This window comes from Pseudarthrobacter cellobiosi, assembly GCF_023913755.1.
In the GTDB taxonomy this organism is placed as follows: Bacteria; Actinomycetota; Actinomycetes; order Actinomycetales; family Micrococcaceae; genus Arthrobacter; species Arthrobacter cellobiosi.
Map to the genome: position 1 here is coordinate 147641 of NZ_JAMXBJ010000045.1, position 12033 is coordinate 159673.

9 protein-coding genes are annotated in these 12033 nt (G+C 62.9%); 5 read left to right on the plus strand and 4 right to left on the minus strand.

The annotated features are described in order from the left end of the window. The 4 genes from NG696_RS12015 to NG696_RS12030 all read right to left on the minus strand — a co-directional run bounded on the left by NG696_RS12015 (position 1) and on the right by NG696_RS12030 (position 5440). Positions 1-954, minus strand: a complete 954-nt coding sequence (locus NG696_RS12015; protein ID WP_252575508.1) for an alpha/beta hydrolase — start codon at positions 952-954, stop codon at positions 1-3. Continuing rightward, the gene (locus NG696_RS12020) at positions 951-2438 is read right to left on the minus strand and encodes a flavin-containing monooxygenase (protein WP_252575509.1); all 1488 of its coding nucleotides are present in this window, start codon (positions 2436-2438) and stop codon (positions 951-953) included. The genes NG696_RS12015 and NG696_RS12020 overlap by 4 nt, the downstream gene beginning before the upstream one ends. A gap of 33 nt (positions 2439-2471) precedes the next feature. Then, complete coding sequence (locus NG696_RS12025; RefSeq protein ID WP_252575510.1) at positions 2472-3623, minus strand: alcohol dehydrogenase catalytic domain-containing protein; 1152 nt, start codon at positions 3621-3623, stop codon at positions 2472-2474. A gap of 377 nt (positions 3624-4000) precedes the next feature. After that, on the minus strand, positions 4001-5440 hold the full coding sequence (locus tag NG696_RS12030; protein WP_252575512.1) for a PucR family transcriptional regulator: 1440 nt from the start codon (positions 5438-5440) through the stop codon (positions 4001-4003). Between the two features lie 124 nt (positions 5441-5564). On the opposite strand from NG696_RS12030, the gene NG696_RS12035 reads away from it, so the two are divergent. Genes NG696_RS12035 through NG696_RS12055 form a run of 5 tightly spaced genes read left to right on the plus strand, consistent with a single transcriptional unit; the run spans position 5565 to position 12012 of the window. Then, positions 5565-6923 (plus strand): aminotransferase class III-fold pyridoxal phosphate-dependent enzyme, encoded by a 1359-nt coding sequence (locus NG696_RS12035; RefSeq protein WP_252575513.1) that lies wholly within the window; start codon positions 5565-5567, stop codon positions 6921-6923. A 34-nt stretch (positions 6924-6957) separates the two neighbouring features. Further along, positions 6958-8205: a CaiB/BaiF CoA transferase family protein gene (locus NG696_RS12040; protein ID WP_252575514.1), complete on the plus strand. Its 1248-nt coding sequence runs from the start codon at positions 6958-6960 to the stop codon at positions 8203-8205. After that, positions 8202-9383, plus strand: a complete 1182-nt coding sequence (locus NG696_RS12045) for an acyl-CoA dehydrogenase family protein (RefSeq protein ID WP_252575515.1) — start codon at positions 8202-8204, stop codon at positions 9381-9383. The genes NG696_RS12040 and NG696_RS12045 overlap by 4 nt, the downstream gene beginning before the upstream one ends. Continuing rightward, a complete protein-coding gene (locus NG696_RS12050; protein ID WP_252575516.1) occupies positions 9380-10891 on the plus strand; it encodes an aldehyde dehydrogenase family protein in 1512 nt (503 codons plus the stop codon). The genes NG696_RS12045 and NG696_RS12050 overlap by 4 nt, the downstream gene beginning before the upstream one ends. Positions 10892-10908: 17 nt before the next feature. Next, positions 10909-12012 carry a 3-hydroxyacyl-CoA dehydrogenase gene (locus tag NG696_RS12055; protein WP_256472163.1) on the plus strand — a complete coding sequence of 368 codons (1104 nt, stop codon included), beginning with the start codon at positions 10909-10911 and terminating at the stop codon, positions 12010-12012. Positions 12013-12033: the final 21 nt, after the last annotated feature.

Consider the following 12033-nt stretch of genomic DNA (forward strand, 5'->3'; position numbering starts at 1 on the left):
TTAGATAGTGCGGTCCCTGATAAAGGCAGCGACCTGGTCGACTGTCTGTTCTCCACGGGGAATACGTCCCGCGGAGGTCAACAATCCGTGGGCGTACCCGGGGAGGTGCTGGTACTGGACCTCCGTACCTGCCCGGGCCAGGGCGGCGGCGTAGTTTGCCCCCTCGTCAACCAGCGGGTCGTTGTCCACAGTGATCACGTAAGCGGGTGGCAGCCCTGCGGGGAGCTGGGCTAGGGAAGGACTGATCTCCGGTGCAGCGCGGTCTACGCCCTCTGGCAGGTAGTGGTCAGCGAACCAGGCGATGGTGTCAGCAACCAGAGGGAACCCCTCGGTGACGCGTTTGTAGGAGGGCGAGGACATAGTCAGATCCACCATGGGGTACATGAGGACCTGGGCCACTACAGGCAGGGGATCTGTGGTCGTGGCGTTCTCATTGGCCAGGACTGCGGCCAATTGTCCTCCCGCGCTATCACCGACGAGCACAGCCTCGGTTACGTCCAGGCCGTGCTCGTTGCCGGCATCGAACAACCAGTGCATCGCCATGCGGCTGTCGTCAATCGCCGCCGGGTAGGGGTGCTCCGGGGCAAGCCGGTAGTCCACAGCAATGACCGGCAGGTTCGTGAGGGAGGCCAGGCGACGGCACAGTCCGTCATGAGTTGAGAGGCTGCCCATGACCCACCCCCCGCCGTGGAAAAACAGCACGGCGGGGGTGGGGCCTGCAACGGTGCGGGGGTCATAGACCCGCACCTTGAAACCATCCAGGCTGAAGTCAGTGACCGACGCCAGCGGATCACCGCTAAGGCCGTTGGCCGCGCAACCGTTCTCGTAGAGCTCGCGCACACGCTTCACGGAGTAGGAGTGAAACGGACGCCCACCGGAGGCACGGAATTTCTGCAGCACCTCTGCAGCCTCCGGTGCTATGGGCCTCCCGCTGAACCGGTCGGTTTTGGTCACTTTCCGGGTCCGGATTCGGCCAGCTGCAGGTAGTCCTCGAGCTGGAGGTCGTGGGTGTGGGACCGGTATTCTTCGACGGTTCCGGACCAGTTGTTGATAACGCGGCCGTCCTCGTTCTTGTACCAGGAGGAGCATTCGGAGGAGAACGCGGACTTCTGGAGTTCTTCCTGAACGTGTGCGTTGAACTTCTCAACTACCGCGCGGTCCACTTCCAGGAACCTTGATTCATCGGCTGCGATGTACTGCACAGCCTGGGCGATGTAGCGGTGCTGGGCCTCCAGCATGGATACGACCGAGTTGTGGTTGAGGTTGGTGTTGGGCCCGTAGACCAGGAAGAGGTTGGGGAAGTTGTCGACGGCGATGCCCAGGTAGGCTTCGGGGGCGTTGCCCCACCGCTCGTCGAGGCCGATTCCGTCGCGTCCTGAAACGCGCATGGATCCCATGAAGGCGTGGCTCTTGAACCCGGTGGCGTAGATAATGACATCAAACTCGTGCTCGGCCCCGTCAGCGGTGCGGAGGCCGCGGGGAGTGAATTCCGTGATTGCCTCTGTCACGAGTTCTACGTTCTCGCGGGTCAGGGCGGGGTAGAAATCATCGCTCCGCAGGATCCGCTTGCAGCCGAAGTCGTAGTCGGGAGTGAGCTTGGCCCGCAGTTCAGGGTCAGAAACCTGGGTCTCGAGGTGCTGGCGGGCGAGCTCGACTCCTTCCTCGGAAGCTGCGGTGTGGCGGCGGGTGCGTTCGAATCCGGCTTCGCGGAATTCGTGGATTTCCTGACGCAGCTGACGGTAGGTGTCCGGGTTTTCCTGGAAGCGGGCGCTCTCTTCCTCCGTGAAGATGTACTGGTCACGGGGGAGGATGTAATTGGCTGAGCGCTGGAATACGGTCAGGTTCGACGCGATCTTGGCGACCTCGGGCACGTACTGAACCGCAGTTGCGGCGGAGCCGATGGACGCGACGCGCTTGCCGGTCAGGTCAAGGTCGTGCCGCCACTTGGAGGAGTGGAACACCGCGCCTTCGAATGTTTCGGTGCCGGGGAAGTTGGGGATGTTCGGTTCGTTCAGCTGGCCCCAGGCAGCCACCACGGAACGCGTCAGGAACTCCGAGCCATCGGCAGTGTGCACGGTCCAGAGGCGGCGGTCCTGGTCCCATTCAGTCGCGGTGATGTTCTGGCCAAAGTGGATGTGCTTACCGAGCCCGAATTCCTCAACCATGGAACGCAGATAGCCCTGGAGTTCCTCCTGGCCGGCAAACATGCGGGAAACCTTGAGGTTCAGGAAGTAGCTGTAGCAGTACACAAGCGCCTGGGTGTCGCATGCGGCGCCGGGATAGGTGTTCTCGCGCCATACGCCTCCCACATCGTTGCCGCGCTCGAGAATCAGGAAGTCGTCGATGCCTTCCTGGACGAACTGGGCTCCCTGGCCTAGGCCGCCGAAGCCGGCGCCGATGATGATCGCGCTGTAAATGTGGTCATTTGTGGAGGTCATGATGTTCTCTCTTCGGAGCTTGAAGTGTGGTGTTCAGGGAAAGGTAATGATTTGGCGCAGTGCGTGGCCGCCGTCGAGCGTGTCCATGGCGCGGTTGATCTCTTCCAGCGGGATGGTGTCTGAGACCAGGCCTTCAACCGCCAGCTGGCCTGATCGCCAGAGCTGTTCGTAGATCGGGATGTCGTGTTCCGGGACTGCCGAGCCGAGGTAGCTGCCCACGATCGACCGTGCCTCCGCTGTAAGGCTCAGCGGGTCGATGTTGATTGATTGGCCGGGTGCGGGCAGTCCGACGGTGACGGTAATGCCGCCCGGCTTTGTCAGTGCGACGGCTGCTTCCAGAGCGCGCGGGTGCCCTGCTGCTTCGATGACGGCGTCGAACTTTTCGCCGCGTTCCAGGGCATCAGCAGTGGTCAAGGCGTCAGTGGCACCGAGGTTTCGGGCGGCTTCCAGTTTTGCCGGCAAGGTGTCGATACCGACGACGTGTTCGACTCCGGTGGCGATGGCCGTAATGAGTGCCGCCATGCCTACTCCGCCGAGACCGACGATGGCTACCCGGGCGGAAGGTGCAGGCTTGGCGACGTTGAGGATAGCTCCTCCTCCGGTGAGCAGTGCGCACCCGAGCAAAGCGGCTATGTGCGCCGGAACGTCCGCGCCCACGGGCACCACGGAACGGCGTGAGACCACTGCATAGGTGGCGAATGCGGAGACTCCGAGGTGGTGTTGGACGGGCTGACCCTCGCGGGAGAGTCTGCGGTTGCCGCCCAGCAGCGTTCCTTCCGTATTGGAAGCGCTGCCCTGCGCGCATGGCGTTTTGCCGTTGGAGTTGCATCCTGCGCATTCACCGCAGCGGGGGAGGAAGGTCATGACGACGCGCTGGCCCAGGGAGATGTCGTTGACACCCTCGCCCAGTTCCTCCACGATGCCGGCTGCCTCGTGGCCGAGCAGCATCGGGACCGGCCGTGGCCGGTTGCCGTTGACTACGGAAAGGTCGGAGTGGCATACGCCCGCGGCCTCGATGCGGACCAGGATCTCGCCCGTGCCGGGTCCTTCGAGTTCAAGGTTTTCCACATGGATGGGACGGGTATCAGCGTAGGGCCGCTCTGCCCCGATGGTCTCAAGTACCGCCCCGCGTATGGTCCTGGTGGTGGTTGTCTTTGCGATGGAGTTCGTATCTTCGGTCGTCACGATTGTCCTCTCAGTGGTGCGCTAGAGCTGTGCAGGGGGAAGGCTTTTTTGGGAGGGAGCGTTCGGCGCTGGGCAACACCATGTGTGCTGGCTCGTGTTGTTCTCATCGTTCCTCCTGCAACGGGTGTGCTCATCCCCTCGGGGATGGTTCCTCCGAGACGGACTGTCCATTGAGAGTAGGCAGGCCGGGAGTTCAGGTCACGGTGCGGAAAGTCGATATATGCGCTTTCCTTTGTACGAAACGTCAAAGGGCAGGCGGGCGCGGTTGTGCACGGCGTTGGCACAGGGCGCCGGAGGCGGAAAAGGACCGCTTGGCGTCAGGGGCGGTGGATCCGCTGGCGAACCGTTTCAGCCGTCCCGGGCGCTAGATATGCGCGCTAGTCTTTAGGCATTGCTTGGGAGCGGCCTCTGAGGGCGAGCCAGAGTTGGGCTGCTACGTCGGGGTCATCCAAGTCAACCCCCAACAGTTCCTTAGCCTGGGCGATTCGGTAGCGGACTGAGTTCCGGTGTACTCCGAGCTCGCGGCCGGCGGCCTCCCATTGACCGCGATGGGCCAGGTAGGCGCGGACCGTTTCAAGGAGCTGGCCGGTGTGGGAGGTTAGTTCATCCACCCATTCATCTGCCGGCAGGTCGAGGCCGTGACCAACGCGTATCAGCTGTCCTGCGGGTGCTGAGGCAGCGGCCTCGGCCACCTGTGCTCCAATTTCGTGCAGGCGCCGTAGAGGCATCGGGCCTCCCCATGCACCGCGGACACCTTTCGGCAGCCTTGGATAGGGGCTCGACGCTGACTGCAGCACAAACGTGACACCGGAACGTTCGAGTACCAGCCCGGACAGAGCGGGCTGGGCAGCCAGATGTTCGGTATCGGGCAGGACCGCGACGAATGCTGTTTCCGGTAGCGGATCGGAGTCCATCTGCTTTGCGAGGAGTCGCGCTGCGTCGTCATGTCCTTCCAGGACCAGCGCCGCGAGCATGCCCTCAGCCCGTCGGCGCTCTGCCGCGGCGCGGCGTTGTCCGGCTGCTCTGGCGGCCAGGAGCGTGGATGCGGTGAGGAACAAGTGCCGCTCGGCAGCAGCCAGTTGCCCGCTTCTACCCAACGCAAGATACCCGGAAGCGGCCGGACCGTCAGATACCGGGTAGAGGGAAGCAACACCGGATGCCAGTTGAATATTGCCGGTGGCCCCTCGGCGGGCGTTCCGCAGGATGGCAGATTCCCGTGTGAGTTCGACCAGCAGTCCGGGCGGTAGTTCTGCACCGCTGGCGGCGGACGATGGGGTCCCGTCACCTTCGGGCAGGTAGGCCACCCAGGTTCCCAGGGCGCGCGACAATTCGCGGACGATCTCCGGTTCCGCGTTATCCTGCGCGGCCGCCCGCGTCAACGCCACCTGAAGCCCCAAAAGAGCAGTGAGTTCAGCTTCGCCGCCTTGCCTGACGAGTTCCCAGTAAGCGCGCGATACGGCCAGGAAGGGAGACTCCCGGGGAATGGTCAAAAGGGGAAGGCCGGCTTCAACACAAGCGGCCCGCAGCTCGTCCGGCACCATGGCATGGCCTGAGCCCAGGCCAAGACCCAGGGCAGCGACACGACCGTCCACCAGCCGCTGCACATAGTTTTTGGCGCCCTCCTGTCGTGCGTCTCCGTCCAGGCCGGTGAGCTGCAACCCGACGGTGAGTAGAAGCTCGCCGCCGTAGAGGAACATCGTTGGATCCTCCAGCTCGGAGACGTGCACGCCCGTGAGTTCCACGCGGGGGAGCGGTATCGGCCAGTAGGGCGCGAGGTCGCGCTTTGCGGCCTCGACGAGCCTTGCGAGGGTGATCATGGGTAAATCATAGGTGACCGGCTTTTGTACGCTTAGACCGAACCGGAAATATCTTTGGATGTATTGTCCAACGACACGTCATCGGACTGTCCCTATGGTGGATTTCACCACACGAGGAGGACCTATGACTGTCACATCAGAACTCGCCGCAGACCAGGCCAACGATCCGGCCAGCGTTAAAGCCACAGCACGCCGCCTGCTCACCGAGCTTCCGGGACCGCGTTCCCGCGAGTTGGAGACCGAACGCCGCCAGCACGTCACCGACGCATTCGGTATTGTCATGCCCGTGTTTATCGACCACGCGCAGGATGCGCTGCTCGTGGACGTTGACGGGAACCATCTTATTGACTTCGCCTCAGGCATTGCCGTGACGAGTGTTGGCGCCGCGAACCCGCAGGTGGCCAAGCGTGCCGCCGCCCAGCTGGAGCGGTTCACCCATACCTGCTTCATGGTGACCGAATACGCGTCCTTCGTTGAGGTCTGCCGGTGGCTAAATGAACACACCCCGGGCGACTTCGAAAAGCGGACCGCACTGTTCACCACGGGAGCGGAGGCGGTTGAAAACGCCATCAAAGTGGCCCGAGCCGCCACTCGACGCCCCAACATTCTCGTCTTCGACGAGGCCTACCACGGGCGCACCCAGCTCACGATGGCGATGACGGCAAAGGAAAACCCATACCGGCTCAACTTCGGACCCCTGCCGGGCTCAGTTTTCCGCGGACCGACAGCCCCGGCGCACACCTCTCCTGACGGGCCCGGTAAGGCACTTGAGCAGATCGAGGCGCTTCTCGCCGAAAACGGTGCGGAAACCTTCGCAGCCATGGTCATCGAACCGATCCAGGGCGAGGGCGGCTTTATTGTTCAGGCCCCCGGGTTCCTCCAAGGTCTTCGTGAAATCGCTACCCGCCACGGCATCGTTCTGGTCATCGACGAGATCCAGGCAGGCATGGGGCGGACCGGCACGCTGTTCGCGTCCGAGCACGACGGAATTGCCGGCGACATCACACTGACCGCTAAGGCACTCGGCGGCGGCCTGCCGCTTTCGGCCGCTACCGGCCGCGCTGAGCTCATGAACGCTGTCCACACCGGTGGTCTTGGCGGAACGTACGCCGGTAACCCCGTAGCCTGTGAAGCCGCTCTGGCCGTGTTCGAGCTCCTTGAAGACGGCGCCCTTTTGCAGAACGCCGTTGCCATCGAAACCGCGGTGCGGCGTCGTCTGGAGCCGCTCGTCAAATTGGACGGTGTCGCGGACGTTCGCGGCAGGGGTGCGATGATGGCGATCGAGTTCAGCGACGCCTCCGGACCCCGCAAAGACCTCGCCACCACAGCAGCGAAGGCAGCCAATGCCCATGGTGTCCTGACTCTTACGTGCGGGACCAATGGAAATATCATCCGGCTGCTGCCTCCGCTCGTAATCGAAGCCGACGTCCTTGACGAGGGCCTGGCGGTACTGGAGGCATCTATTCGGTCGGCACTGTCATGACTTTCCGGGGAAGGTGGACCGGGCGGGATCAGTTATGAGGTCGGGAGCGGAATCCGGCGCGCCACTTGAGGGGATTGTCGTCGCCGACTTCTCCCGCGTGCTTGCCGGTCCGCTCGCGACCATGACCCTGGCTGATCTCGGTGCTCGGGTCATCAAGGTGGAGCGGCCCGGAACAGGGGATGACACGCGGGAATGGGCACCACCTTCCTCAAAGACAGGTGCGACCTACTTCGAAAGCGTTAATCGGAATAAGGAATCCGTCACCCTTGACCTGACGGACCCCGAGGACCTGGAGCTTGCCCGGGAACTGGCACGCCGCGCCGACGTCTTGGTGGAGAACTTCAAACCCGGCGGGCTCGCCAAACTGGGCCTGGGATATGAATCATTGGCCGAGGAGAACCCAGGCTTGGTGTACGCATCGATTTCGGGTTTCGGCTCCGAAGGCGGACGCGATTTGCCTGGGTACGACTTCATAGTTCAGGCCGTCGGGGGACTGATGAGTATTACCGGGGACCCGCAGGGCGACGCCTACAAAGTAGGTGTGGCACTGGTCGATGTACTGACAGCGAAAGATGCCACGATCGGCATCCTCGCCGCCCTTACAGAGCGCAATTCCACAGGTAGGGGAAGACGGATCGAGGTCAATCTCCTCTCAAGCCTGCAGGGCGCCCTTGCCAACCAAGGCCAGGCGTACCTCGGCGCCGGTGTTACTCCTACGCGACTGGGCAATGACCACCCTTCCATCGTCCCGTACCAGCTTCTTGCCACACGTGATGACCCGCTGGCCGTTGCTGTGGGTAACGACTCACAGTTCGCCAAGCTCTGCCGCGCTATCGGTAATCCGGAACTGGCGGAGGATCCCCGGTTTATTACCAATTCAGCGCGGGTAAAGCACCGCCGGGAACTTGTCCAACTGCTGGAAGCCGGGCTCGCGGGCGCTGGAGCGACGGAATGGCAGGACCAGCTGGTTTCCGTGGGAGTACCGGCAGGCCGCGTCGCCGGCATAGGTGAAGGCATTGCATACGCCGAGTCACTGGGTTTGGAACCGACCATTCAAGTCCATGACAAGGACGGAAACATCACCGGCCGCCAACTCCGCCATCCGATCACATGGACGCCGGCGCTGCCACCGCGCACCCAAGCCCCACCCGCCCTCGGTGAGCACACCGGGGCGGTGCTGGACTGGCTGCGGCACCACCCCCAAAGCAAGACGTTTACCTGCACCCCTCAAAGTGCCGCCCATTCCCAAAATCACTTATGCCCAGGAGGGACCACATCATGACTCTTGCCCCTAGTTCTGCACCCGACCCCTCGGACCTGATCTCCTTCGACACTCTCCTCACTGCCGAGGAAATCGCACTGCGCGACCGGGTCCGGACCTACGTTCGGGACGAGATCAAACCGAACATCGCCCAGTGGTACGAAGAAGCGCGGTTCCCCCTGGAAATCGTCCCTGATCTCGCCAAACTCGGCCTGCTGGGCATGCATTTAAAGGGCTACGGCTGCGCTGGCGGAACGGCGGTGGACTACGGGCTCGCCGCTGCTGAACTCGAGGCCGGCGACTCAGGCATACGTACCTTCGTCTCTGTCCAGGGGTCTCTGGCCATGTCTGCCATCTCTAAGCACGGCTCTGAGGAGCAGAAGCAGGAGTGGCTTCCACGGATGGCAGCCGGCACGGCCATCGGATGTTTTGGTCTCACGGAACCCACCGCCGGTTCGGACCCTTCCGCCATGGCAACCTATGCCCGCCGCGACGGCAGGGACTGGATATTGACCGGCGCTAAGCGTTGGATCGGGCTCGCCAACGTGGCGCAGGTGGCAGTGATCTGGGCCCAGACGGACACCGGCGTACGCGGCTTCGTCGTACCAACCAAAACTCCCGGCTTCACCGCCACACCGATCGAGCCCAAGCTGTCAATGCGTGCATCTGTTCAGTGTGAAATCACTCTGGATGATGTGCGTCTTCCTGCCGACGCGGTCCTGCCAAACGTCACTGGCCTCCGCGGGCCTTTCACCTGCCTCAACGAGGCACGTTATGGCATTGCCTGGGGAACCATGGGAGCCGCGCGTGACGCCTTCGAAGACGCCCTGGACTACTCCAAAAATCGGCTGCAGTTCGACCGGCCGTTGGCCGGTTATCAGTTGACTCAGCAGAAGCTCGTGAACATGGCGCTGGAGATCAACAAGGGCTTTCTTCTGGCGCTGCACCTGGGACGGCTCAAGGATGCCGGCAAGCTGCAGAACCATCAGATCAGCGTGGGCAAGTTGAACAACTGCCGCGAAGCGATCGAAATTTGTCGCGAAGCACGCACAATCCTTGGCGGCAACGGGATAACTCTCGAACACTCGCCCCTTCGCCACGCGAACAACCTTGAATCAGTGCGTACCTATGAAGGCACCGATGAGGTCCACACCCTCATCCTTGGCCAGAAGCTAACAGGTATAGGAGCCTTTCGGTGAGTGCCGCCGTTGATGCACCGGCCACGTCAGGCGCCGCCCCCGGTGCCACGGGGACGGTGCAGCTCGGGCTCCTCATAGACGGAGACTGGGTCTCAGGCAACGGCGGCCACCTCACCTCTGTAAATCCCAGCCGCCCGGAGGAGATCGTCGCCGAAGGCGGCACCGCCGTCCTTGCCGATCTCGACAGGGCTGTCCTGGCAGCGCGCGGCTCACAGCGGGCCTGGAGCCGGACCCCAATCCACGAACGAGGGGCCATCCTGTCTCGCGCCGCCGCAGCCTTGGAGTCGAAAGCCGACGCACTTGGCCTGGAACTTTCCCGCGAAGAAGGCAAGACCCTCACTGAGGGAAGGGCAGAGGTGCTGCGTGCAGCCCAAATTCTGCGCTACTTCGCGGCCGAAGGTGACCGTGTGGCGGGGGAGCACTTTGCTTCGCCTCGGCGCGGGGAACGCATCCTGGTAACTCGTAAGCCGCTGGGCGTAGTGGGCATCGTCACCCCGTTCAATTTCCCGATCGCCATCCCGGCGTGGAAGATCGCTCCCGCCCTGGTGCACGGAAACGCGGTGGTCTGGAAGCCGGCTTCCACCGTCCCGCTGCTCGCCATGCGCTTTGCCGAAGCGCTCGTCAACGCCGGCCTGCCAGCAGGGTTGCTCAACCTTGTTATTGGTCCCGGCTCTCTTGGGACTGCCCTTGTTCAGAACCCCGGGGTGGACGCCATGACCTTCACCGGCTCCTCCGGGGTCGGACGTGCACTTGCGGCCGAGGCGGCCCTCCGGGGAATTCCCATGCAAGGCGAAATGGGAGGAAAGAACGCGGCACTGGTTCTGGCCGATGCTGATCTGGACCTAGCTTCGGAACAGGTGCTTTTCGGGGCGTTCCGCTCCACCGGACAGAAATGTACCGCAACATCACGGCTCATTCTCGCGGACCCCATCGCGGACGAATTCCTGGAGCGCCTCACGCTCCGACTCAGCGTTTGGCAGACCGGGGACCCTGTTGACTCAAAAGTACAGATGGGGCCCGTAATCAGTGAGGCAGCGCGCAGGTCCATCATGAGCGGAATCGACACAGCCGTAGAGACGGGCGCCGTCGCCATCGCCGGAACATCTGCTGACAATTCCTATGCCGGTACTCCCGGTGCCTTCATCCCCCCGACTGTGCTGCAGCTCCCTGCGGGCAAGGCCGGATCAACCAACCTCGCCTGGCGAAAAGAACTTTTCGGTCCCGTCTTGGCGGTCCGCCGGGCCGCGACCACCCAGGAAGCATTCGGTTTGGCCGAAGAGTCCGAGTTCGGCCTGTCTGCAGCATTATTCACCCGTGACCTCGCGACAGCATTGGAAGCAATCGAAGCCCTCGATGTGGGAATCCTTCACCTCAACTCCGAATCTGCCGGTTCAGATCCTCATGTGCCGTTCGGCGGATCAAAGAAGAGCAGCTTCGGTCCCAAGGAACAGGGCGGCGCGGCCAAAGACTTCTACACACACACGACAACGGTCTACCTCCGCGGGTAGGAACGAAGAAGGATCAGATGTCTCACACTCTTTCAAAAACGCCTGACCCTTTAGCGGTATCAGCCGCTAACGCGGGGCAGCCGAAAACCATCCAAACCTTCGGCGTCGTTGGCGCGGGCCTTATGGCAAGCCAGCTCGTCCTGCTGGTCGCGGACAAGCTCCGCATCCCGGTCCTCATCAGCGATCTTTCCACCGACCGGGTGTCCGCGGCCCTCCACCGAATGCGCGGACATCTTGACCGGCAGGAGGCCAAAGGCAAGCTCCGACCAGGCGAGGCAGCCGAAATCGCCGGGCTAATCCGGGGCACCACCGATCCGTCGAGGTTCAGCGGGTGCGACGCCGCAATCGAGGCGGTCTTCGAGGACCAAAAGACTAAACGGAGCGTATTCCGGCAGCTCGAGGAGCACATCGATCCGGATGCCCTCCTGCTCACCAACACTTCCTCGCTCTCGGTCACCGACATGGCACGTGGCCTCAAGCACCCAGACAGGGTGCTTGGGTTCCACTTCTTCAATCCAGTCGCTGTCCTCCCGCTCGTCGAATTGGTCCGGACCCCCCTCTCATCCGATACCGCTCTCGCCACAGCATGGAGCCTCGCCGCGGGTCTCGGCAAGACCGCCATACCTGTCACTGATACGCCCGGCTTTGTCGTCAACCGACTCCTCACGCGCCTGTTTAACGAAATACTGGCTGAAATCGACAAAGGCGGGGACCCCGTTGCCGTGGACCGTTCCCTCTCACCGTGGGATCTGCCCATGACACCCCTTCACCTGATCGGCTACATAGGCCCCTCGGTGCAACAGCACATCTGTGACACACTGCACCGCGCCTACCCCGCCCGCTTCGGCCGATCAGCCTCTCTCACGGCAGTCGTAAAAGCCGGACTGCCGGGCTTCTTCGACGAAAACGGCAAAGTTCCGCCCGCGGCACGGACCCTACCCCCGGAGCCGCACGGAGTGGACCCGGACCGGGTACGGCTGCGCGTCCGCCATGCATTGGCCCAAGAAGCCCAGCTCATGCTGGACGAAGGCGTCGTCGCAACCTGGGAGGACATCAACCGCTGCATGACTCTCGGCGCCAACTTCCCGACAGGCGGCCTGACACGCCTCCTCGCGACGTAACATGCACAACCGTTCAAAACG